Consider the following 22,120-nt stretch of genomic DNA (forward strand, 5'->3'; position numbering starts at 1 on the left):
CCATCAGCAATGGCTGGTGCGTCCGCTGCCTGGTATCAGCCTGTAATGGCTTTCAGTTCCAGAAAGTCTTCCAGGCCGAATTCGCCATATTCGCGGCCATTGCCGGACTGCTTGTAACCACCGAACGGCACATCCCAGTCCGGGCTGTTGCCGTTGATATAGACGCTGCCCGCGCGCAGTTTGCGGGCTACGCGTTTCGCCCGTTCCGGATCACCGGTCTGGATATAGGCGGCAAGGCCGTAAGGCGTATCGTTGGCAATCGCGACAGCCTCCTCTTCCGTGTCGAACGGGATCATCACCAGCACGGGCCCGAAGATCTCGTTACGGGCAATCGACATCTGGTTGGTAACATCGGCAAAGACTGTCGGCTGAACGAAATATCCTGTCTCGAACCCCTTCGGTTTGCCCGGACCTCCGGCAACAAGGCGGGCACCGTCTGCCAGACCGCGCTCGATATGACCCTGGATCTTTTCGTATTGCAGGTCACTGATCACCGGCCCGATGTGATCTCCCTCCTCCGCCGGATCCCCGACCTTGGTTTCCGCCGCAATCTTTCCGGCAAGCGCAATAGCCTCGTCATAGACGCTTCGCTCCACGAGCAGACGGGTCGGTGCATCGCAGGACTGACCGGTGTTGGAAAAGCAGCCTGACAGCGACGTGCGCAGGGCCGTTTCCAGGTCCGCATCCGCAAAGAGCAGGTTGGCCGACTTGCCGCCGAGCTCCAGAGCAACACGCTTGACCGTCGGTGCAGCATTCTGACTGACCGCGACGCCGGCACGGGTCGAACCGGTAAAGGACATCATGTCGATATCCGGATGCGAGGACATTGCAGATCCGACGCCCGGTCCATCGCCATTTACCAGATTGAAAACACCAGCCGGGCAGCCGGCCTCATCCAGGATCTCGGCGAAGAGAAGCCCTGAGAGAGGCGCAATTTCACTTGGCTTCAGCACCATGGTGCAACCAGCGGCAAGCGCCGGCGCGACCTTTGCCGCAATCTGGTTGATCGGCCAGTTCCAGGGTGTGATCAAGCCACAAACGCCAATCGGCTCGTGCCGCAGCACGCTGCCTCCTCGCGGGCTCGGACGTTCGAACACATGATGCTTCAGAGCTTCAAGCGTCGCTTCCAGGTGGCCGGATCCGGCAGGCGTCTGGCTGCCGCGCGCAAAGCTGCGCGGTGCCCCCATTTCAAGCCGGATCGCTTCGTCCATTTCCTCCGACCGGCGTTGGTAGATCGCGATGACACGCTCAAGAAGTGCGGCACGTTCCTCGACACTTGTCTCAGACCAATCGGCAAATGCGGCCTTGGCTGCAGCAACCGCCTTGTCCACATCGGCGGCACTGCCCAGGGAGATCACGGCAACCGGCTTTTCCGTCGCCGGGTTGATCACCTCGAGCGTTTTTGCCTCGACCGGATCGACCCAGGATCCACCGATATAGAACTGCCGCTTTTCAATCATCCGCCTGCTGCTTCCCGTCTGTTCAGTTTCATGTCGTCGCCACTTCTTGGCGTAACCTCATATCCGGCTTCTTCCGGCTCCTCGTCAACCATCTCATCCGGAAAACCCGGTGCCCGGATATCAAGACCGGTTGCATCTTCAAGGCGTTTGATGATGTTGGGCGACAATTCCCGCGGACCATAGCGGTTGATCCCGTCTGCAAAAATCCGGTTGAGAAGCGGCGACACTTCCAGCGGAACCTGATGATCGTCTGCGATTTTCTGGAACAGGCCGATGTCCTTGGCAACAAGATCCATGGTGAAGGAAATGTCGCGCGAGCCGTTGAGGATGACCTGGCTCTCCGTATCATGGACGAACGAGTTACCTGAGGAAATCCGGATTGCCTCGTAAGCCGTGCCAAGATCCATTCCGGCTGCCTTGCAGGTGGTCAGCGCTTCGACCAAAGACACCAGATTGGCCGTTGCCAGATAGTTGGTGACGACTTTCAGAACAGATGCCGAGCCGATCTCGCCGGTGTGCAGCACGCGCCGCCCCAGAACGGTCAGGAGCGGCAGCATGCGCTCGAAGGTTTCCCGCGGACACCCGGCAAAGATCGAGATATTTCCGGTAGCAGCCCTGTGGCAGCCGCCCGAAACCGGGCATTCGATCGCCTCCGCGCCTCTGGCGACAACAAGCCCTGCCAGACGGCGCACTTCGCCGGCATCCGTTGTCGACATTTCCGCCCAGATCCTGCCCGGGCCGATACCTTCCAGAATACCGTCCGGACCTTCCACGACCGCAGCACAGGCTGCCGGACTGGGCAGGCAGGTGATGACGACATCGCAGCTTTCTGCAAGCTCCTTCGGGCTTTGGCCGCGTAGGGCTCCCCTGGCCGCAAAGCTTTCCATAAGCAGCGGATTGAGGTCCAGCACCATGACCTCAAGACCGTTGCGCAGCAGGCTGCCAGCCAGTTTGCCGCCGACATTGCCCAATCCGATGAAACCGACCTGCATGAGAAGCGCCTTTCGTGAAACAGGGTTTGATGCCCTCACTTTGCGCCTCGCCTATAAAATAGAGAAATGATATTAATTCGGCCAATTACCAAACTATTTTTATGAATGAAGAGAATGTCGGCACTCCCCAATCTCGTATGGCTGAGAAGCTTCGAAGCCGTCAGCCGGCTGGGCGGCTTCACCGCAGCGGGCGCGGAACTCGGCCTCACCCAGGCCGCTGTCAGCACGCATATCAGCGCACTGGAAAGCCAGCTCGGCCATCAGCTTTTCGAACGCACGACGCGAAAGCTGGAGCTTACCGCCAGCGGCCGGGCTTATCTGCCGTCGGTACGCAAGGCCTTGCAGGACCTTGCCGTATCCACGGACAGGCTCTTCGGCAACCGAACGGCCGGCTCCGTAACCATTCGCGCTCCGATTTCCGAAACTGTTCTCATCATCGCCCCTGCCCTGGCGGAGTTCCAGAAGACCCATCCTGAACTGGACATCCGGCTCTTGTCGGCAATCTGGGCCGACACGGCCCTTGAGACCGGCACCGACATCGAGATCCGCCTCGGCACAGGCAATTGGCCCGGTGTGCATGCAGAACCGCTGGGACCGGAAAAGATCGTGCCGGTGTGTCATCCAGCGCTAGCCGAAAGATTGAAGGAACCGGCGGATCTGATGGATCTTCCACGCATTCACATTCTCGGCTTCGACGATCACTGGCCACGTTTTTTCGAAGCTCAGTCCCTCACGCAGCCATCCGGACACTCGGGCGTCACCGTCGACACCTCCCTCGCGGCGGTTGAACTGGCGGCTGCCGGCGGCGGTGTCGCCCTGCTGCTGGGCAAGGTTGCAGCCCGGCTGGCGGGAAGCGGACGGCTGACGACCCCTCTGGACCCGGGGCTGCCTTCCATGCGCACCCATTACCTGCTGAACCGGGACAATTCCTCTCCGCGAAAACCGGCGGTTCAACGGGTGGAAACCTGGCTGCGAGACCTGTTTGCAGCATAGGCCGGTGGCTATTCCGGTCAGGTCAAACGCTCACCTGCGCGCTGGAAGTGGGCAAGAGGCTCATATCGTTTTCAATAGATGCACGTCTCCGCGCTCACAGGCCTCACCCCAGCGAAAAACCGATAAGATATTGAAATACATTTCTTTTTAGAAGTCCAATCGCAAGGCATACTGGATCCCGGTCTTGTCGCTCGTGCGACAAACCGGGATGACAAGCCAAGGACGTGTGACAATGACGGAGCAGGCTGAGCTGCGAGATCATCCCTTTCCGTGCCACACCCTCGTCATGCCATGGCTCGACCATGGCATCCGTGCCGATGCAACACGACACGGCAACGCCTATCCATTTGGAAAGGCCGCGGAGTGGATTGCCGGATTAAGTCCGGCAATGACGGGGAGCGTGGGGGATAAGGAATAGGGCTATCTGAACGCCGTTGTTACCGCGGATGCGCCTCAGAAGGTCACTCCGCTGCGAACAGCTTTGCCGTCATCGCCAGGCTTGCGCCACAGGGCTCTTCGGCTTCGCCGCTCACCTCTACCCCGCCCTCGGCAGGGCGCAGGTTGACGAAGTCGTAGAGCGAGCGGTCGAGGAGATGCGACGGCCGGGTGTGGCCGAGGGCGCGGGCCATGACGCCAAGGCGGCCGGGTGTTGCCTTTTCCCAGCCCTGCAGCATGCGTTTGACTTCCTCGCGCTGCAGACCGTCCTGCGAGCCACAGAGATTGCAGGGAATGATCGGGAACTGCATGCCATTGGCAAAGCGTGCGATGTCGCTTTCAGCAGAATAGGCAAGCGGGCGGAGCACCAGAAGATCCCCCTCGTCGTTGATCAGCTTGGGCGGCATGGAGGCCAGACGGCCACCGTGGAAGAGGTTCATGAAGAACGTCTCCAGAATATCTTCCCGGTGATGGCCGAGCACGATGGCCTCGCAGCCCTGCTCCCGTGCGATCCTATAAAGAATTCCGCGGCGCAGGCGCGAACACAGCGAACAATAGGTGCGGTGCTCGGGGATCTTGTCGGTGACAATGGAATAGGTGTCTTCGCGCACGATGATGTGCTCGATACCGTTGTCCTCGAAGAATTTCGGCAGGATGTCCGCCGGAAAACCGGGCTGAGCCTGATCCAGATTGCAGGCGATCAGGTCGACTGGCAGCAGACCACGCCATTTCAGTTCGATCAGCACCGCCAGCAGCGTGTAACTGTCCTTGCCACCTGACAGGCAGACCAGCCACTTCGGCCGCTTTTCCTGGGAAGCCCCTTCCGGCAGCATCCCGAAATCGGCAATCGCCTCACGCGCCTGGCGCAAAAGGCGCTTTCTCAGCTTCTTGAACTCGACGCTTGCAGGTGCATTGCGAAGCAACGCGGGTACGTCGATGTCGGTACTGTCGGCAATATCGTTCATTTGAGAAGCTCGGCGGCTTGTTGGGTTCGCTTTCTTTGCGCTGACATAGCGGATCAAGGCTGCCGGGAAAAGGGAAAAGCCGTGCGTATCAGGGGATGGCAGTTCGCTCACTGGAGCTGTTCTTGCCATTTCCCAGCGTATTGCTTCAGCCGAGAGAGACGTTCGCCGCCGCGTCCGCGTGGGCCAGCCTGCGGCCGTTTTTCCGTATCACCGTCTGCTACCAGCAACGCGGCGCCGATACTGGTTCCAGTGAGCGACCCTGCCGATGCTTCAACCGGCCGCCCGGTCGCAGCCTCCAGCATGTCAAGGTAAAGCCCGTTCTGAGCGAACGGCCCCTCCACAACAATTGGACCTTCTGCACCGGTCATCGCCAGGCACTCTGCCGTCACCAGCGCCAGATAGAAGGACAGAGCCGCAAAGCATTCGCCGTCGCTCAGGAGCGTCTCATCCACGCTCCAATGATACTCGCTGCCCTGGAAAGGGCCGGAGCGTGGGTCGACAGCGGGAAAAAGCATGATCTCGCGAGAAAGCACGGTATCAATCTGTTCTTCCGAACAGCCCTTCTCACGTCCCTTCAGGATCATGTCGAACTCACGTCCCCCCATGAACCTTGCCGAAGGCACAGGATCACCGAAAGCGTTGACGTTGATCAGCGTGTCGCGGGACGGGTCGAGGAGCACCCGGCCGCCTCCTATCGCCAGCACGATCACCCAGGTGCCGGTAGAGACGACCGAAAACGGAGGCTGTCGCAGGATCAGATGCGGATAAAGCGAAGCGTTGGAATCGTGAATGCCGCAGGCGACCGGAATATCCTTCGGCAATCCGGTCCGGGCCACAACCTCCGGCAGGACGGACCCGAGACGATCACCCGCCTTGCGCACGGGAGCCATCTTCTCCTCCAGACCGAGCTGGTCCACAAGCGAGGAGAACCGGTTTTCGGACGGACACCACAGGTCGGTATGGCAGCCGAGCGAAGTCACCTCGTTGGAAAGAACGCCGGTGAGCTTGAAGGTCCAGTATTGCGGATAGGTCAGAACTGTCGCCACCCGGTCAAGCAGACCCGGGTCCGTTTTCAGCTGCCAGTGGAGTTGCGCTCCCAGATTGAGGCCCATGCCGAGCCTGGGTGACCCGGTTTCCGCGAAGTCCGGCCGGATTGCATCATAGGCGGCCGCCAGGTCGTCCGGGCCGGTGAATTCATAGTCCAGCATCGGCGCGGCAAGGTTCCCTTCCGCGTCCAGAAGAACGGCGCTGGCACCATGTGTCGTCACCGACAGGGCATCGATACCATGGGCCTTGTGCAGCTCCGCCAGCGCGTCGCAGATGAAATCCCAGTGGCCTGCCAGGTCGAAATGCGGATAGGGCGGTCCCGGCAGGACCGAGTTGGGCCGCGTCAGGACCCCAAGCTCCCTACGCTGGTCCAGATCGACCACGGCGACCTTGGCGTTGGTCTTGCCGATATCGATGACGCCCACATTCCGGATCGCTGCCATCAACGCTCAATCCATGTGAAAGACGGTTGTGAGCGGTATTGCAACTGGTTCGTTGTCCGGCTTGGTCGCCATAACATCGGCCATATGTGCCCACCATTTCCGCATCACCGGGTGGTTCGGCAGATCGTCCATCTTGTGGCCATTCTGGCGCCAAAGCACGCCGAAGAGGATGTCGGTCTCGGGATCCAGATGAATGGAATAGTCGCTGATGCCTGCGTCTTTCAACAAGGCCACCAGTTCCGGCCAGATTTCGTCATGGCGCTTCCGGTATTCCGCTTCCATGCCCGGATTGAGCTTCATCTTGAAGGCATATTTTTCCATGGTTCAGGCCTTCCGCTTTGCGAGAACCCGGTGGGCGATGCGCGGCAAGGCAATGACGGCAATCAGCAGCAGACCGATGAAGATCGACATGACGATGCCCGGTACGTTGAGCAGGCCAAACCCGAAGGTGACCATGCCCATCACAAAGGCAGCGATCACCACGCCCGGAATGGAGCCGGAGCCACCGAGAATATTGACGCCGCCCAGCACCACCATTGTCACGATCTCAAGCTCCCAGCCGAAGGCAATCGACGGTCTTGTCGCCCCGAGGCGCGAGGTCAGGCAGATGGCGGCAACACCGGACATAAGCCCCGTGAGCAGGAAAAGCGCGAATTTGACCCGCGGCACGCGAATGCCGGAAAAAAGCGCACCGACCGGATTGTTGCCGACAACATAGACCGCGCGGCCAAAGTTGGTCTTGTGCAGAATGACAGCGAAAACAATGGCGAGCAGTGCGAACAGGACGAACTCGAAGGAGATCACCCACCAGACGTAGCCCTGACCGAAAAAGGCAAAGTCGGATGGATAGCCGGTGTAGGCCTTGTCGCCGAGCACGATATAGGAAATGCCGCGGAACAGGCTCATGGTGCCGATGGTCACCACGATGGACGGCAGGCCGAAGCCGGTCACCAGGAAGCCGTTGAAGGCACCGCACAACAGCCCTGTGCCGAGGCCGATCATCACCAGAACCGGCGTATCGGCCCCCATCTGGACGGCAAAGCCCATGGCCGTGGACGAAAGCGCGATAATCGAGGCAACCGAAAGGTCGATCTCGCCGGAAATGATCAATAGCCCCATAGCAAAGGCAATCATCGCCTTTTCGGTGAAGTTGAAGGTCGCGTCGGAGAGGTTCCACGGGTCGAGGAAATAAGGCGAGGCAAAGCTGTTTAGCGTGAAGACGGCGACGGCAACCACCAGCAGAAGCAGTTCCCAGTTCACCAGAAACCGCTGCAGCGGCGACTTCAGCCTGTCCGGAATCTGACGCCCCTGCGCGCCGGTGTCTGGGGTGGCGAGGCTCATGCTGCGTGCTCCGCTTTTTTCAGGATCACCCGGCCCTTGGTCCGGTTGGACGTGGCGTTGAAGGCTACGGCGATGATGATTGCGCTGCCGGAAATCGCGAGTTGCCAGAAGGGTGAGATATTGATCACCGGAAGGGCGTTCTTGACGATACCGAGGAACAGCGCACCGAGCAGAGCCCCGCCGACAGACCCGATGCCGCCGGCAATCGAGATCCCGCCGATGACACAGGCCGCAACCACCTCAAGTTCGAAACCGCCGGCGATATCGACATAGGCAACGGCATAGCGGGCAACCCAGAGATAGCCGGTGAGACCGGCAAGCGCGCCGGAAATGACATAGGCCGCGCATTGGGTGAGGCCGACATTGATGCCCGTATAGACCGCCGCGTGCGGATTGCCGCCAACGGCAAAGAAAGCCCTGCCAAGTGGTGTCCGCCCGACCAGAACGATAAACCCGATCACGACGGCGATCGCGATCCACGACAGAACCGGCAGACCGAGCATGACCTCACGCGGGAAGGCCTTGAAGGCGTCACTCATCTCATGGGCGTTGATCCACTCCCCACCGGAAATGACGAAGATGATGCCCCGGTAGATGGTCATGGTGCCAAGGGTGACGACAATGGGCGGAATATCCAGCTTCCAGACAAGCAGTCCGTTTGCAAGCCCCATCAAGGCCCCAAGACAGATCGCCAGGGCCAGGATAACCGGCACCGGCAGACCGGGCATGGCCATGTTGAGCATGGCGACCACCATGCCGGTGAGCGCCAGGTTCGCGGCAACGGACAGATCGATACACCGGGTGAGGATCACCACCATCTGGCCGAGTGCCAGAATGATCAGCGGAGCCGTGTCGTTGAAGACATTCGCCAGGTTGGACGGCGCGACGAAGCCGGGAAAGCGAGTGGCAATGGCCAACACCAGAACCAGGATAGCTCCGGCGAGAATGGTCTCGCGCGATTTCATCAGCGAGCGGATCATGTGCGCACCTCCGTGATGCCGGCAGCCGCCCGCACCAGATGTTCGGGCGACAGGTCAGCGCCTTCAAATTCGGCGGCGATACGCCCCTCCCGCATGACAATCACCCGGTCGGACATGCCGAGAATTTCGGGAATTTCGGACGACACCATGATGACCGCCAGACCTTCGGCGGCCAGTTCCGCCATGAATTCATGCACCGCGGCCTTGGACCCGATGTCGATGCCCTTGGTGGGTTCATCCAGGATGATCACCCGAGGTTTGGTCGCAAGCCATTTGGCGATGACAACCTTCTGCTGGTTGCCGCCGGACAGTTCGCCGATATCCTGGTCAAGAGCTGCTGCGCGCAAGTCCAGCCGCCGCGTGTAGTCACGGGCCAGCTTGAATTCCTCCGCAAGCCGCAGGAACCCCTTGCGTGAGGTTTCCTTGAGCGACGGCAGCGAGACATTCTGGAAAATGGGCAGGCCCTTGATCGCGCCCTGTTTGCCTCGGTCCTCAGGGACATAGACGATGCCCTGCCGGATGGCCTCGTTGGGATCGCGAATGACGGCGATCCTGTCGTCTATCCGGATTGCCCCTTTGGAAGGCCTGGTCACGCCGAACAGCGCCTGCATGAATTCGCTGCGCCCGGCCCCCACAAGGCCGTAAAAACCAAGGATCTCTCCCGCACGAAGCGTGAAGCCGATGTCCTCGAATTCCGTCGGGTGGCAATAGCCGACAACCTTCAGCACTTCCTCACCCAGTTGCGGTGCCCGTTTCGGGAAAACCTGGTCGACCGACCGGCCGACCATGAGCTTGACCAGCTCCTGTTCGGAAACAGCCTCGATCTTGCCTTTGCCGACCATCTGGCCGTCCCGGAAAACCGTGTAGCGGTCCGCGATGCGGAAAATCTCGTCGAACTTGTGACTGATGAAGAGGATCGCCTTGCCTTCCGCCTTCAGGCGTTCCACCAGCTCGTAGGTTTCCTCAATTTCCTTGTGGGAGAGCGAGGCGGTCGGCTCATCCATGATGACGATCTTGGCGTCGATGGAGAGCGCCCGAGCAATCGCCACCAGGTGCTTGTTGGCAATACCGAGATCCTTCAGCGTGACATTCGGATCGATCCTGGCGCCGATCCGGTCAAGCAGCGCTTGTGCCTTGCGCAGCATTTCCTTGCGGTCGATCAGCCCGAAACGGGTTTTCGGCGCATGGCCGATGAAAATGTTTTCCGCCACCGACAAATCATCGAAAAGGACGGTTTCCTGATGGATCGCCGTCACCCCTGCCCGGCCCGCGTCCTGGGCAGTGGGAAAGGAAACCGGTGTGCCGTTGATCGCGATTGCGCCCTCGTCCGGCTGATAGATGCCGGTCAGGATCTTCACGATGGTGGATTTACCCGCGCCGTTTTCCCCCACCAGGGCAGTAACTTCCCCCGGGAACAGCTCCAGCGATACTTCGGAAAGCGCCTTCACGCCCGGGAACGACTTGGAGATACCGCTGAGCGTCAGTACCGGCCCCGCGCCGTCTTCCGATTGCGGATGCGTATCCGCTATGCCCTGCGTGTTCGCAAGCATGACCATTTCCCGGAGCCTGGAGTTTCGTTGCTGGTTTCAAAGACCCGGTGCGCATGGCACCGGGTCTGACATGTTTCTATCGTCCGGTCCTGGCGACCAGCTTAGAAAATGTCCTTGAAGTCGTCGATGTTGGAGCTGTCATAGACGAACGGGTCCGCCATCGCGCCTTCGTTGCTGTCGTTGAGCGTCAGCGTGCCCATACGTCCCATCGGGATTTCCGCACCCGGCTTTGCTTCCGCGGCGCCGGTGGACAGGTTGTAGGCCAGCATGGTAGCCGAATAGCCGAGATCGATCGGGTTCCAGATCGCGAACGACTTGGATGCACCGGATGCGATGTGGCCAGCCATTTCTGACGGCAGGCCGAGCCCGGTCACGTTGACCTGACCGGCTTTTTCGGCGTCGGAGACCGCTTGAGCTGCGGCAACGATGCCCACGGACGTCGGCGCGATGATCGCCTTCAGGTCCGGATAGGTCTGCATCAGGCCCTGGGCTTCACGGTAGGACTTGTCGGCAAGGTCATCACCATAGACGGTGGCGACCACGTTGATGCCCGGATAATTGTCCTTCACCTTGTTCATTTCCTCGATCCAGATGTTCTGGTTCGTGGCCGTTGCGGACGCGGACAGGACGGCGACATCACCGCCATCGGGCAGATGATCGGCGGCCAGCTTGATGATCATGTTGCCGATCAGCGGATTGGACGACGGATTGAGGTGAAGCTGGCGACCTTCCGGCGCAACGCCGCTGTCCCAGGAAATCACGGTAATGCCGCGGTCCATGGCTTTCTTCAGTGCCGGAACCAGGGCGTCCTGATCGTTGGCGGAGATTGCAATGGCATCAACCTTCTGGGCGATCAGCGCGTTGATGACCTCGATCTGACCTTCTGCGGTCGTGTCGGTCGGGCCGGTGTAGATGATCTCGACATCACCGAGTTCCTTGGCGGCCTCTTCAGCGCCCTTGGCGGCAGCTTCAAAGAAGCCGATGCCGAGTGCCTTGACGACAAGGGCGATGCGTTTTTCCGCGGCACTGGCCGGTGCGGCTATGCAGACGGCGGCGACAGCTGTTGCCGCCAGAAGTGACTTGAGCAATTTCATGGTCTTCCTCCCTAAAGTGCTGCCGGCCCCTCCCAAGGTCCGGACAGTGTGCCGGCTACCCGTTCGAGGTTGCCTTGGTCTGTGCGGCGCTTGTTTCCGCCACGATCAGATGGATGTCGGCCTGTTCCAGCATGTTGGCCGCGCTGTCGGGGATCCTGTCATCGGTGATGACGGTGGAAATCCGCTCGAGCGGGCACAGGATCAGGCTGGAACGTGCGCTGAATTTCGACGAATCCGCCAGAACCACCAGTTCATCCGCCTGGCCGATCAGCTTCTGCTCGGCCTGAATGAGCAACGGATCTGCCTCCATGAGCCCAAGCGGCCCAAGCCCCTGAGCGCCCATGAACATGCGCGTCGCGTAGAAGTTCCGGGTCACGTCATTGTCGAAGGGGCTCAGGATGATGTTCTGTTCGCGATAGATCACCCCGCCCGAGAGCATGATGGTGTTCTTGGAATTCTTGAGGAGATGCTCGGCAATCGGAAACGAGTTGGTGAACACCTGGCAGCGCTTGGTTGCCAGCGGATGCACCATCTGAAAGGTGGTTGTGCCGCCGTTGATGATGATGGCATCGCCATCCTCGCACAGCTCCACCGCCTTTTGCGCGATTGCGCGTTTCTGAGCGATGTTGATCGTTTCGTTGACACTGAACGGACGCCCCGCCAGCCCGACGAATTGCGGCGGATGAATGCTCTCCGCCCCACCCCGCACGCGGCGCAGCTTCTTCTGCACATGCAGCTGGGCAATGTCGCGACGGATGGTCGCTTCTGAGGAATCCGTCAACGCCACCAGCTCCTGCACCGTCACGACCGGACGATCCTGGACTGCGGACAATATGATCCTGTGGCGTTCTTTCTCGTGCATCTGGTCCTCCCATTGATCAAACGTTTCCACCAATACCGGTCAATGTCAATCATAAAAAATCAAAAATGATCATTTTGCAGCGCAATATGATTGATATTGATCGTTTTTGATTGACAACCTGATCCGTTCAAGCGAGTTTCTAGACAACGAGACGCAAGCCGTCAGGCTTACCTGGGAGGAAAAGATGTTGAATTCCGCTGCCGGTTCCCGGCTTGCAAACCTGTGGGATGACCAGAAGGCTTCCGGCATGAGCGAAGCGGAGCTGCTGCTCTATCGCTCCAACCTCCTGGGCTCCGACAAGCGCATCACCAACTACGGTGGCGGCAACACCTCCGCCAAGGCGATGGAAAAGGATCCCCTCACCGGCGATCAGGTCGAGGTACTGTGGGTCAAGGGCTCCGGCGGCGATGTCGGCACCATCAAGATGGATGGTTTTGCGACGCTCTACATGGACAAGCTGCGGGCACTTAAAGGGCTCTATCGCGGTGTCGAGTTCGAAGACGAGATGGTCGCCTGCCTGCCCCATTGCACCTTCAACCTGAACCCGCGCGCCGCCTCCATCGATACGCCGCTTCATGCCTATGTGCCGAAAAGTCATGTCGACCATATGCATCCGGACGCAATCATCGCCATTGCAGCGGCAAGCGACAGCAAGGCAATCACGCAGGAAATTTTCGGCGCCGACATCGGCTGGCTTCCCTGGAAGCGTCCAGGCTATGAACTGGGCCTGTGGCTGGAAAAATTCTGCCTGGAAAATCCGGAGGCCCGCGGGGTCGTTCTGGAAAGCCATGGCCTTTTTACCTGGGCTGACGACGCCAGGACCTGCTACGAAACCACACTGGAAATCATCAACAAGGCGATTGCCTGGTTTGAGGAAAAGACGGCAGGAAGAGATGCTTTCGGCGGCTCGAAACACCGCGCCCTGGCCCCATCCGACCGGCGCGCCGTTGCCGCCCGCCTGATGCCTGCAATCCGGGGGATGGTCTCCGGCAAGCAGCATATGGTCGGTCATTTTGACGACAGCGACGCTGTGCTGGAATTCGTCTGCGCCAATGACATGGAAGCCCTTGCCGCCCTCGGCACAAGCTGCCCGGATCATTTCCTGCGCACCAAGATCCGCCCGCTCGTGGTCGATTTCGATCCCGCGACCCCGGACATCGAGGCAACGCTTGCCGGGCTCGGTCAGGCTGCAGAAGCTTACCGTGACGACTATGCGGCCTATTATGAGCGCTGCAAGCACGACGACAGCCCCGCCCTTCGCGACCCGAACGCCGTTGTCTACCTGGTGCCGGGCGTTGGCATGATCACCTTCGCCAAGGACAAGGCGACGGCACGCATTTCCGGCGAATTCTATACCAACGCCATTAACGTCATGCGCGGCGCTTCCAGCGTTTCCACCTACCGCGGCCTGCCGGAACAGGAAGCCTTCGACATCGAATACTGGCTTCTGGAGGAAGCCAAGCTGCAGCGCATGCCCAAACCCAAGAGCCTTGCAGGCAAGATCGCGCTGGTCACCGGCGGCGCCGGTGGCATCGGCTCGGCCACCGCTGAACGCTTCCTGCGCGAAGGCGCCTGTGTGGTGCTGGCCGACATCGACGCGGACGCACTTGGGGCCGCCGCCGACAATCTCACCTCACGTTATTCCAGGGACGTCGTGCGCACGGTGACGATGGATGTCACCAGTGAAGACGCAGTGGCAGACAGCTTTGCCCGAGCTGCACTGGAATTCGGCGGTGTCGACATTCTCGTTTCCAACGCCGGCATCGCGTCTTCCGCCCCGATCGAGGACACCACGCTCGACCTGTGGAACCGGAACATGTCGATCCTGTCGACCGGTTATTTCCTGGTGTCCCGTGAGGCCTTCAAGGTCATGAAGACGCAAGGGGTCGGCGGCTCCATCGTGTTCATCGGATCGAAGAACGGCCTCGCCGCGTCTCCCGGCGCCAGCGCCTATTGCACGGCCAAGGCTTCCGAACTGCACCTTGCCCGCTGTCTCGCCCTGGAAGGTGCTCCGGAAGGGATCCGCGTCAATGTGGTCAATCCGGACGCTGTCCTGCGCGGGTCCAAGATCTGGTCCGGTGACTGGCTGAAGGAACGCGCAGAAGCCTACGGCAAGGACACGTCGGAGCTGGAGGAACACTACCGCCAGCGCTCGCTGCTGAAACTGTCCGTGCTGCCGGAAGACATCGCCGAGGCAACCTACTTTTTCGCCTCCGAGTTTTCCGCCAAGTCGACCGGGAACATCATCAACGTCGACGCCGGCAATGTTCAGGCTTTCACGCGGTAGCAGTCCTCAAGGTAATCGAACCACATCTTCCCTCATCCTGAGGAGGACCGTCAGGTCCGTCTCGAAGGATGGGCCACACGATCAGAGCTTGCCGCCCATCCTTCGAGACGCGAGCAGGCTCGCTCCTCAGGATGAGGAAGTGGCTTGAGGGAAGTGATCTTGGAACAAACGGATCGAAGAAAATCCGGGAAAGGATCTTCTCATGATGATCGACACATCGCTGGTCGCCGGGGAAAACGAGACCCGCACAGCCGACCTGAAGCGTGACTATGAAACCCTGGGTGAAAGGCTTGACCGGCGCGGCGTCTCCATCGATGCGATCAAGGCGAAGGTCGCCGCCTATGGCGTCGCGGTGCCGTCCTGGGGTGTCGGCACCGGCGGTACGCGCTTTGCGCGGTTTCCCGGCAAGGGCGAACCGCGCCATATCTTCGACAAGCTGGAAGATTGCAGCGTCATCCAGCAGCTAACCCGCGCAACACCAAACGTTTCGCTGCACATTCCCTGGGACAAGGCCGACCCGGCGGAGCTGAAGGCCAAGGCAAGTTCGCTCGGGCTTGGCTTTGACGCCATGAACTCCAACACCTTTCAGGATCAGGACGGTCAGCCTCTTTCCTACAAGTTCGGCTCGCTCAGCCATACGGATGCAGGCACGCGCAGGCAGGCTGTCGAACACAATCTGGAATGCATCGAGATCGGCAAGGCCATCGGCTCCAGAGCCCTGACCATCTGGATCGGCGACGGATCGAACTTTCCCGGCCAGGCCAACTTCACACGTCAGTTCGAGCGGTATCTGGACGCAGCAAAAGCCATTTATGCGGAACTGCCGGACGACTGGCGGCTGTTCACCGAGCACAAGATGTATGAGCCGGCATTCTATTCAACTGTCGTGCAGGACTGGGGCACCAACTACATGATCGCGCAGGAACTGGGCGCGAAGGCCTACTGCCTTGTCGATCTCGGCCACCATGCGCCCAACGCCAATATCGAGATGATCGTTGCCCGGCTGATCCAGTTCGGAAAGCTCGGCGGTTTCCACTTCAACGACAGCAAGTATGGCGATGACGATCTGGATACGGGCTCCGTCGATCCCTACCGGTTGTTCCTGGTGTTCAACGAACTGGTGGACGCCGAAACGCGGAAGGCGCCCGGCTTCGACCCGGCGCATATGCTCGACCAGTCTCACAATGTCACCGATCCTATCGAAAGCCTGATGGTCTCCGCCATGGAGGTGCAGCGCGCCTATGCCCAGGCACTACTGGTCGACAGGTCTGCCCTGGACGGTTTTCAGGACACGAATGATGCCTTGATGGCGACGACCACGCTGAAAACCGCTTTCCGCACCGATGTCGAGCCGATCCTGGCCATGGCAAGACTGGAAAACGGCGGCGCCATCGACCCTGTTGCGGCTTATCGGACTGCCGGATACCGGCAAAAGGTCGCGGAGATCCGCCCGGAAGTTTCCGGGGCTGGCGGCGGGATCGTCTGACCCAGGAGTATTGACCAGGAAATACCGGCCGGGAGGGGGCCCTCTTCCCGGTCAGACAGAGGCGCGAATGAGAGAGACCAGTGCCTCGACTTCCGGGTCGAATTCATCCTTGTTCGGGATCAAAAGCCCGTATCGGCTCATGTGCTCTTCCAGTCTGACCGGCAGAATGCGGATCAGGCCGTTTTCCTGATAGTAGTCGGCAACCGATTGCGGCAGAACGGCCAGCATGTCGCTTTTTCCGACCGCCAGCGTCGTCATCAGCATCGACGACGTTTCAAGGCCGTAATGCGGTGCGGGCAGATCTGCATGAGCAAAAGCAAGCTCGATCGACATGCGCATCGGGCTGGGCCTTGGCTGCAGGATCCAGCTGAAATCACCAAGGTCCACCAGACTGAGCTGCTTGCTTGGCACCAGAGGATGCGACGGCGCCGCCACGACAGCGAGCCTCTCCTGCCAGAGCGGTTCGAAGCGGATGCCGGTCATGTCGAGATGTTCCACCGGCCGCCCCAACACAATATCCAGCGCACCTTCGTTGAGCGCGGAAATGAGATTGTCGGAAGTCGACACCATCAGGCTGATCTGCGGGCCGACATTGGTTTCCATCAGGTTCATCAGCAGCTCGGATACCTGCCCCGGCAAGGCTTCCATGATCGCGCCAAGCCGCACCTTGCCATATTCGCCGCGCTGCATCGCCGACAATTGCGCCTTCAGCCGCCCTGTCTCGGAAATGATCTGGCGGGCATGCCGGGCGACCACCACGCCATAGGCCGTTGGTTTCATTCCCCTGGAAAGACGCTCGAACAGCGTGACCCCGAGCGTGTCCTCCACTTCCTTCAAAAGTTTTGTCGCCCCGGGCTGGGAAAGGTTCAGCTCGCGCGCGGATTCGTGCAGATTGGTCGTGACTTCCAGGCTCGCCACAAGGGCAAGCTGTTTGAACCGCAGGCGAGACAGGATCGCCATGTCGAAGGTTCCATGCATATCGATCGATCCGCTCAGTCGTTGGCGTACCCGCTTGGCGGTCTCAATCGATACCGGATTTTTTCCTTTCCAGACAGTCAAATACCCGGCCTCATGTCTTTAGGTGGATCAAACGGCGGCTGACCGCCCCGGAGTTCTCCTCACTGCCCCCAGCGCAAAACCAGGGGATCGAGCCGGCGCAGAAGCGTCAGTAGCCTCTCGCGCACCGGCTGCGGCAGCGGGTCGATCGGATGCCGGCAGAAATCGGATTTGATGACACCGCCTTCGACCATCGCCGCCTTGCAGGAGCGCCAGCCGCACAAGCGGTTCTCGTGATTGATGACGGGCAGAACCCGCGCATAGGCATCTGCTGCCTCGTCGGTTTGGCCCGCGTGATAGAGCTCGATGACGGGCTTGATCTGGTCGACGATCATCCCCGAGGTCATCGATCCGCGCGCGCCTGCGTCCAGATCCGCCAGCAACGTGATGCCTTCTTCACCATCAAATGGGCCTTCGATGGCAGGGCCGCCTTCAGCAATGAGAGACCGCAGCTTGTTGGCAGCCTGCGGGCATTCGATCTTGAAGAGCTTCACCATCTCGATCTCGCGGGCCATCTTCACCAGAAGCGGCACCGGCAGGTCGACGCCGGACAGGGGCGCATCCTGGATCATGATCGGAATGCCGACCTCGCCAACGGCAGCGAATTGATCAAACGTCTGCTGGGCGTTCCCTTTCAAAAGAGCACCGTGATAGGGCGGCATCATCATGACAATGGCTGCGCCAAGCGACTTGGCAAGCTGCGCCCGCTCTACCGCGATCCGTGTCGCGAAATGGCTGATCGTGACGATGACAGGAACGCGGCCGTCGATATGCTCGATGCAAAGCCGTGTCAGCAACTCGCGCTCTGCATCCGACAACAGGAACTGCTCGGAGAAATTCGCCAGGATGCAGATGCCATCCGCGCCCTGGTCGATAAGGCAATCCAGCACGCGGCGCATGCCCGGTTCATCAAGCGAACCGTCTTCGTGAAAGGGTGTCGGGGCGACAGGCCAGATACCGGAATAAGGGGTCATGGGGCTACGTGCTTTTGTCTTTGAGGATAATGGATGAGCTTCCTGCCTCGGTTTGCGGGCCGGAGCAGGAAACCCGAAAGGTCACTCGGCAATGTCGAAATGCTGGAGATGCTTGTCCGAGATCGTGATGCCGAGGCCGGGCAGATCGTCGTCAAGCTGCAGATAGCCGTCCACGGCTTCCGGGTCTCCTTCGAAGATGTAATAGAAGAGCTCGTTGCCGACCTCGACATCGAACACCGGAAAATACTCGCTGATCGGGCAATTCGTGTTGGCCATGGTCAGATGGTAGTTGTGCATCTGGCCCGCATGGGGAATGACCGGGATCTGGGCAGCTTCGGCAATGGCGTTGATCTTCTGCGCCGCCGTGATGCCGCCAACCCGGTTGGTATCATACTGCAGGATGCTGACGGCCTTGCGGTTGATGAGCTCGGCACAGCCGATCACCGAAAACTCGTGCTCGCCGCCGGAAATCGGCACGATGTTCATAGCATTGAGTTCGGCATACCCGGCAACGTCATCCGCGATCACGGGCTCCTCTAGCCAGCGTGGCTCGTAAGGAGCAAGTTTCGGCAACATGCGCTTGGCATAGTCGAGGTTCCAGCCCATGTAGCATTCCAGCATGAGGTCATTGTCGTAACCGATGACCTCGCGAACCGCCTCGACCCGCTTCAGGTTTTCCCGCATGCCCGGCATGCCGTCCTTGGGGCCAAAGCCAAAGCGGGACTTGAAGGCCTTGTAGCCGCCCTTCATTGCCTCCTCGGCTTCCTTCTGCATCGCCTCGATCGACCCGGCGTAAAGCTTGGAATAATAAACCGGGATCTTTTCCTTGGTGCGACCGCCCAGAAGCTTGAAAACCGGCTTGCCGACCAGCTTGCCCATCAGGTCCCAGATCGCGATATCGATGGCCGAGATAGCCGTCATGCCGATCCCCTTGCGCCCCCAGGCGTGGCTGCGCCGGTACATCTTTTCCCAGATGTAGGCATAGTCGAACGGGTCTTCGCCGATCACCAGTGGTGCATACCAGTCGTCGATGGCCTTCTTGACGACCGAGGGAGCCAAGGCGGCGTTGCCGATACCGATGGTGCCGTCTTCCGTCTCGACTTCACATGTCAGCCACTGGTGAAAGCGGAAGGAGGACATTGCATCGCCCTTCATCCACAGGGCATCTGAAGCGTTGGTGCAGAAGTTGCCCTGCGGCGGGACCGTCGGACCTTTCCAGGTCCAGACGCGCGTGCGTACGGATTTGATTTTCATATGACTGATCCACTCAATTGGAAATTCGGGAAGACCGGCGCCGCGTTCCCATGGCGCAGGCGATGTTCCAGGCGTTGCGCATCGGGCCGACATTGGCCGTTCCCTTGCCGCGAATGTCGAAGGCGGTTCCGTGTGCCGGTGTGGTGATCGGGATCGGCAGGCCGCCCTGCACCGTCACCCCCTGCCAGAAGCCCAGCAGCTTGATCGCGATCTGCCCCTGATCGTGATAGAGCGTCACGATGGCGTCGAGTTCCTTGGCGACAGCTTTCAGGAAAATGGTGTCGGAGGGATATGGCCCTTCCACAGGCAGGCCCAGCGCCTTGGCACGTTCGACTGCGGGCGAAATGATCTCGATTTCTTCTGTTCCGAAATTGCCGTTGTCGCCATTATGCGGATTGAGGCCGCAGACACCGATCCGCGGGCTCTCGAACCCGGCATCCTTCAAGGCCGAATGGATCAGGCGTGCAGCCTCGATGATCTTGTCTTCGGTGATGAGGTCAGCCACATCGCGCAGGGCGATGTGGCTCGTTACCCGGCTGGTCCATAGACCGTCCATCACGTTGAGTTCCGAGACACTGCCATTGTGGCCCAGCCGGCCGGCAAACCAGTGCAGCTCGTCCGACTGGCTCATGCCGGCCGAATGAAGTGATGCCTTGTTGAGCGGGGCGAAGACCAGCGCATCCGCCTTGCCTGCCCGAACCATGTCGACACCCATGCCAAGCGTTTCCAGGCAATGTGCGCCACCTTCCGCGCTCACCTCGGCACGTTTCCAGCCACCTTCCGGAGCCTTGCCAACCTGCAGGAATGCCGGAACCCCGGCCCCTTGCGCGGGCAACGCAGCCGCTGAGACGACCTGATAGTCGAAACGGACACCGGCGATCTCCATGCCGGTTTTCAACTCTCCCTCGTCTCCAAGGATCAGGATATCCGCCGCCTGGCGGGCTTCCTCCTCGGCGAGAAGCCGGGCGACCAGTTCAGAGCCGATACCCGCCGGGTCACCAAGGGTCAGAACCAAACGCGGTTTGGGCGTCGTCATTGAATAAACTCCGTCAAAGCAAGGGAAACCTGGGGAACGTAGGTCACCAGAAGCAGGATCAGGGCGAGCACGCCGATGAACGGCAGGTTGGCACGGGACGTTTCCCAGATGCCCGCCTTGGCAATCGAGCAGGACGTGATCAGCACCGAGGCGACCGGCGGTGTCTGCTGACCGATGGCAAGGTTGAGTGTCACCATGATGCCGAAATGGATCGGGTCGATGCCAACCGCATTCACCAGCGGCATGACCACCGGTACGACCAGGATGATTGCTGCCGCCCCGTGCAGGAACATGCCGAGCACCAGCAAGAGCAGGTTGAGCAAGGCCAGCACGATGAAGGGATTGGTGGTCAGTTCGGTGATCTGCGCGGCCAGTTGCTGCGGCACCTGGGCCTGCGTCAGGAACAGCCCCAGCGCGGCGGATGTTGCCACCAGCAGCATGACCACACCCGTCTGGCTGATACCTTCCAGCATGGTCTTGCGCAGGCGCCGGACATCGAGATCCCGGTAGATGAACAGGCCGATCACCAGGGCGGCCAGTACCGCCAGCCCGGCGCCTTCCGTTGCCGTCACGATACCGGAGAATATGCCGCCCAGGATGATCACCGGCATGGTGAGCGCCCAGAACGCTTCCCGGAAGGTCCTGGCAACGTGGCGAAGGTCGAAGCCTTCGGCGCGCGGCAGGTTGTAGCGAACCGCCAGAATGTAGGTGACGATCATCAGCAGTCCGCCGCCGAGAACGCCCGGAACGATACCGGCCACGAACAGCTTCAGCACCGAAGTTTCGGCAATTGCACCATAAAGGATCATGGGAATGGACGGCGGAATGATGATGGCAAGGGACGCCGAAGACGAAGTGATTGCCGCCGCAAGCGTCCGGGAATAGCCGCGTTTCTTCATTTCCGGGATCAGCACCGTACCGGTGGCGGCCACATCGGCCACGGCTGACCCGGAAATTTCGGCAAAGACCATCGAGACACCGATGTTGACCATGCCCAGCCCGCCCCGGACAAAGCCGATGAGAGCAGTGACAAAGTTGATCAGCCTGACGGAAATGCCTGACGTGTTCATCAGGTTGCCGGCAAGGATGAACAGCGGGATGGCGATCAGCGGAAAGGAGGTCGAGCCCGAATAGAGCGCGATGGCCATGTCGTAGAGCCGGTCCGTACCCGAAGTCAGGACGAACCCGCCGAGAGCGACAATCCCGATTGCCACGGCAATCGGCACGTTGATCAGGATCAGACCGATGAGGACGATTGTTGTCAGAAGAAGGATCATCGCGTGCCCTCCCGTGCGTGCATGGCCTGGGCCTCTTCTTCAGCCTCGGCAATTGCGTGTTCGATTTCCGCGTGTTCTCGATCAACCCCGGCGGCAGCGTCGCGCAGAGTGCGTGGCAGCGTCAGCAACGTTCCGATGATCATGAGACCTGAGGTGATGGGGATGACCGATTGCACGATGTCGAGCGTCATCCACGGAAGGCTGAGGAGTGAATCCCACTTGGCAACCGCCAGAACCGCATAGCCGTACCAGGCAACAATTGCGAAGAAGGCGATGACGAGCAGTTCCGAAAAGGCTGTCAAGGCCACCGCCAGCCCTCTCGGCATGGCAGTCACCAGGCCGGAAAAGGACATGTGATGCCGCATGAAGACAGCGTAGGTCGCGCCGAAGTAGGTCAACCACGCCAGCATCACGCTGGCCAGTTCGTCGTACCAGGACGGCGAAGCCCCCAGGTAGCGCATTGTCGTCGAGTAGATGACCGCTCCCGTCAAGGCGAGCAGAAGTGCAATGCAGACAGCCTCGATTGCGCGCAACAAAAGGCGCTCGAACAAAGCAATCATGGCTCCTCCCAGAGAAATTGCCGGCCGG

19 protein-coding genes are annotated in these 22,120 nt (G+C 60.1%); 3 read left to right on the forward strand and 16 right to left on the reverse strand.

Annotated elements, in window-relative coordinates; all coding sequences use genetic code 11:
* Nucleotides 1–35: 35 nt before the first annotated feature.
* Both Q666_RS49745 and Q666_RS49750 read right to left on the reverse strand, forming a co-directional pair.
* Nucleotides 36–1,460 (reverse strand): aldehyde dehydrogenase family protein, encoded by a 1,425-nt coding sequence (locus tag Q666_RS49745; RefSeq protein WP_023000862.1) that lies wholly within the window; start codon nucleotides 1,458–1,460, stop codon nucleotides 36–38.
* Entirely contained in the window at nucleotides 1,457–2,452 is a 996-nt protein-coding gene (locus Q666_RS49750; protein ID WP_023000861.1) for an NAD(P)-dependent oxidoreductase, read from the reverse strand. The genes Q666_RS49745 and Q666_RS49750 overlap by 4 nt, the downstream gene beginning before the upstream one ends.
* A gap of 114 nt (nucleotides 2,453–2,566) precedes the next feature.
* Here Q666_RS49750 and Q666_RS49755 point away from each other — a divergent pair, with 114 nt between their 5' ends.
* On the forward strand, nucleotides 2,567–3,445 hold the full coding sequence (locus tag Q666_RS49755; RefSeq protein ID WP_023000860.1) for a LysR substrate-binding domain-containing protein: 879 nt from the start codon (nucleotides 2,567–2,569) through the stop codon (nucleotides 3,443–3,445).
* 461 nt (nucleotides 3,446–3,906) lie between these two features.
* On the opposite strand, the gene ttcA is transcribed toward Q666_RS49755, so the two are convergent.
* From ttcA to Q666_RS49795, 8 genes are all read right to left on the reverse strand, one after another.
* Nucleotides 3,907–4,845, reverse strand: a complete 939-nt coding sequence (gene ttcA / locus Q666_RS49760; RefSeq protein WP_023000859.1) for a tRNA 2-thiocytidine(32) synthetase TtcA — start codon at nucleotides 4,843–4,845, stop codon at nucleotides 3,907–3,909.
* Between the two features lie 107 nt (nucleotides 4,846–4,952).
* The gene (locus Q666_RS49765) at nucleotides 4,953–6,335 is read right to left on the reverse strand and encodes an FGGY-family carbohydrate kinase (RefSeq protein ID WP_023000858.1); all 1,383 of its coding nucleotides are present in this window, start codon (nucleotides 6,333–6,335) and stop codon (nucleotides 4,953–4,955) included.
* A gap of 6 nt (nucleotides 6,336–6,341) precedes the next feature.
* A complete protein-coding gene (gene rhaM, locus Q666_RS49770; RefSeq protein WP_023000857.1) occupies nucleotides 6,342–6,656 on the reverse strand; it encodes an L-rhamnose mutarotase in 315 nt (104 codons plus the stop codon).
* 3 nt (nucleotides 6,657–6,659) lie between these two features.
* A complete protein-coding gene (locus Q666_RS49775; RefSeq protein ID WP_023000856.1) occupies nucleotides 6,660–7,676 on the reverse strand; it encodes an ABC transporter permease in 1,017 nt (338 codons plus the stop codon).
* Nucleotides 7,673–8,656 carry an ABC transporter permease gene (locus tag Q666_RS49780; RefSeq protein ID WP_023000855.1) on the reverse strand — a complete coding sequence of 328 codons (984 nt, stop codon included), beginning with the start codon at nucleotides 8,654–8,656 and terminating at the stop codon, nucleotides 7,673–7,675. The genes Q666_RS49775 and Q666_RS49780 overlap by 4 nt, the downstream gene beginning before the upstream one ends.
* Nucleotides 8,653–10,206, reverse strand: coding sequence for a sugar ABC transporter ATP-binding protein (locus Q666_RS49785; RefSeq protein ID WP_051990135.1), 1,554 nt, complete (start codon nucleotides 10,204–10,206; stop codon nucleotides 8,653–8,655). Before Q666_RS49785 ends, Q666_RS49780 begins: the two co-directional genes overlap by 4 nt.
* A gap of 101 nt (nucleotides 10,207–10,307) precedes the next feature.
* On the reverse strand, nucleotides 10,308–11,300 hold the full coding sequence (rhaS, locus tag Q666_RS49790) for a rhamnose ABC transporter substrate-binding protein (RefSeq protein WP_023000853.1): 993 nt from the start codon (nucleotides 11,298–11,300) through the stop codon (nucleotides 10,308–10,310).
* Nucleotides 11,301–11,355: 55 nt separating this feature from the next.
* Nucleotides 11,356–12,162 (reverse strand): DeoR/GlpR family DNA-binding transcription regulator, encoded by an 807-nt coding sequence (locus Q666_RS49795; protein WP_031269240.1) that lies wholly within the window; start codon nucleotides 12,160–12,162, stop codon nucleotides 11,356–11,358.
* A gap of 184 nt (nucleotides 12,163–12,346) precedes the next feature.
* Between Q666_RS49795 and Q666_RS49800 the strand changes: the two genes are divergently transcribed.
* Both Q666_RS49800 and rhaI read left to right on the forward strand, forming a co-directional pair.
* On the forward strand, nucleotides 12,347–14,449 hold the full coding sequence (locus Q666_RS49800; RefSeq protein ID WP_031269239.1) for a bifunctional rhamnulose-1-phosphate aldolase/short-chain dehydrogenase: 2,103 nt from the start codon (nucleotides 12,347–12,349) through the stop codon (nucleotides 14,447–14,449).
* A 202-nt stretch (nucleotides 14,450–14,651) separates the two neighbouring features.
* Complete coding sequence (gene rhaI / locus Q666_RS49805) at nucleotides 14,652–15,935, forward strand: L-rhamnose catabolism isomerase (protein ID WP_023000850.1); 1,284 nt, start codon at nucleotides 14,652–14,654, stop codon at nucleotides 15,933–15,935.
* Between the two features lie 51 nt (nucleotides 15,936–15,986).
* Here the strand turns inward: rhaI and Q666_RS49810 are convergent, their stop codons facing one another.
* The 6 genes from Q666_RS49810 to Q666_RS49835 form a co-directional block, all read right to left on the reverse strand.
* Nucleotides 15,987–16,994 carry a LysR family transcriptional regulator gene (locus Q666_RS49810; RefSeq protein WP_023000849.1) on the reverse strand — a complete coding sequence of 336 codons (1,008 nt, stop codon included), beginning with the start codon at nucleotides 16,992–16,994 and terminating at the stop codon, nucleotides 15,987–15,989.
* Nucleotides 16,995–17,053: 59 nt separating this feature from the next.
* Nucleotides 17,054–17,965 carry a dihydrodipicolinate synthase family protein gene (locus tag Q666_RS49815; RefSeq protein ID WP_023000848.1) on the reverse strand — a complete coding sequence of 304 codons (912 nt, stop codon included), beginning with the start codon at nucleotides 17,963–17,965 and terminating at the stop codon, nucleotides 17,054–17,056.
* Nucleotides 17,966–18,046: 81 nt separating this feature from the next.
* A complete protein-coding gene (locus tag Q666_RS49820; RefSeq protein WP_023000847.1) occupies nucleotides 18,047–19,219 on the reverse strand; it encodes an L-rhamnonate dehydratase in 1,173 nt (390 codons plus the stop codon).
* Between the two features lie 13 nt (nucleotides 19,220–19,232).
* The gene (locus tag Q666_RS49825) at nucleotides 19,233–20,255 is read right to left on the reverse strand and encodes a 4-hydroxythreonine-4-phosphate dehydrogenase PdxA (protein WP_023000846.1); all 1,023 of its coding nucleotides are present in this window, start codon (nucleotides 20,253–20,255) and stop codon (nucleotides 19,233–19,235) included.
* Entirely contained in the window at nucleotides 20,252–21,532 is a 1,281-nt protein-coding gene (locus tag Q666_RS49830; protein WP_023000845.1) for a TRAP transporter large permease, read from the reverse strand. Before Q666_RS49830 ends, Q666_RS49825 begins: the two co-directional genes overlap by 4 nt.
* Nucleotides 21,529–22,092, reverse strand: a complete 564-nt coding sequence (locus Q666_RS49835) for a TRAP transporter small permease subunit (RefSeq protein ID WP_023000844.1) — start codon at nucleotides 22,090–22,092, stop codon at nucleotides 21,529–21,531. Before Q666_RS49835 ends, Q666_RS49830 begins: the two co-directional genes overlap by 4 nt.
* Between the last annotated feature and the right edge of the window lie 28 nt (nucleotides 22,093–22,120).

It is taken from the genome of Labrenzia sp. C1B70, from assembly GCF_000475395.1.
In the GTDB taxonomy this organism is placed as follows: Bacteria; Pseudomonadota; Alphaproteobacteria; order Rhizobiales; family Stappiaceae; genus Roseibium; species Roseibium algicola.

Coding starts and splice junctions, on each gene's coding strand:
- Q666_RS49795 (WP_031269240.1), bottom strand. CDS start 12,162: ATGCACGAGAAAGAACGCCACAGGATCATATTGTCCGCAGTCCAGGAT.
- Q666_RS49830 (WP_023000845.1), bottom strand. CDS start 21,532: ATGATCCTTCTTCTGACAACAATCGTCCTCATCGGTCTGATCCTGATC.
- ttcA (WP_023000859.1), bottom strand. CDS start 4,845: ATGAACGATATTGCCGACAGTACCGACATCGACGTACCCGCGTTGCTT.
- Q666_RS49775 (WP_023000856.1), bottom strand. CDS start 7,676: ATGAGCCTCGCCACCCCAGACACCGGCGCGCAGGGGCGTCAGATTCCG.
- Q666_RS49800 (WP_031269239.1), top strand. CDS start 12,347: ATGTTGAATTCCGCTGCCGGTTCCCGGCTTGCAAACCTGTGGGATGAC.
- rhaM (WP_023000857.1), bottom strand. CDS start 6,656: ATGGAAAAATATGCCTTCAAGATGAAGCTCAATCCGGGCATGGAAGCG.
- Q666_RS49825 (WP_023000846.1), bottom strand. CDS start 20,255: ATGACGACGCCCAAACCGCGTTTGGTTCTGACCCTTGGTGACCCGGCG.
- Q666_RS49750 (WP_023000861.1), bottom strand. CDS start 2,452: ATGCAGGTCGGTTTCATCGGATTGGGCAATGTCGGCGGCAAACTGGCT.
- rhaI (WP_023000850.1), top strand. CDS start 14,652: ATGATGATCGACACATCGCTGGTCGCCGGGGAAAACGAGACCCGCACA.
- Q666_RS49745 (WP_023000862.1), bottom strand. CDS start 1,460: ATGATTGAAAAGCGGCAGTTCTATATCGGTGGATCCTGGGTCGATCCG.
- Q666_RS49765 (WP_023000858.1), bottom strand. CDS start 6,335: ATGGCAGCGATCCGGAATGTGGGCGTCATCGATATCGGCAAGACCAAC.
- Q666_RS49815 (WP_023000848.1), bottom strand. CDS start 17,965: ATGACCCCTTATTCCGGTATCTGGCCTGTCGCCCCGACACCCTTTCAC.
- rhaS (WP_023000853.1), bottom strand. CDS start 11,300: ATGAAATTGCTCAAGTCACTTCTGGCGGCAACAGCTGTCGCCGCCGTC.
- Q666_RS49820 (WP_023000847.1), bottom strand. CDS start 19,219: ATGAAAATCAAATCCGTACGCACGCGCGTCTGGACCTGGAAAGGTCCG.
- Q666_RS49755 (WP_023000860.1), top strand. CDS start 2,567: ATGTCGGCACTCCCCAATCTCGTATGGCTGAGAAGCTTCGAAGCCGTC.
- Q666_RS49780 (WP_023000855.1), bottom strand. CDS start 8,656: ATGATCCGCTCGCTGATGAAATCGCGCGAGACCATTCTCGCCGGAGCT.
- Q666_RS49785 (WP_051990135.1), bottom strand. CDS start 10,206: ATGCTTGCGAACACGCAGGGCATAGCGGATACGCATCCGCAATCGGAA.
- Q666_RS49835 (WP_023000844.1), bottom strand. CDS start 22,092: ATGATTGCTTTGTTCGAGCGCCTTTTGTTGCGCGCAATCGAGGCTGTC.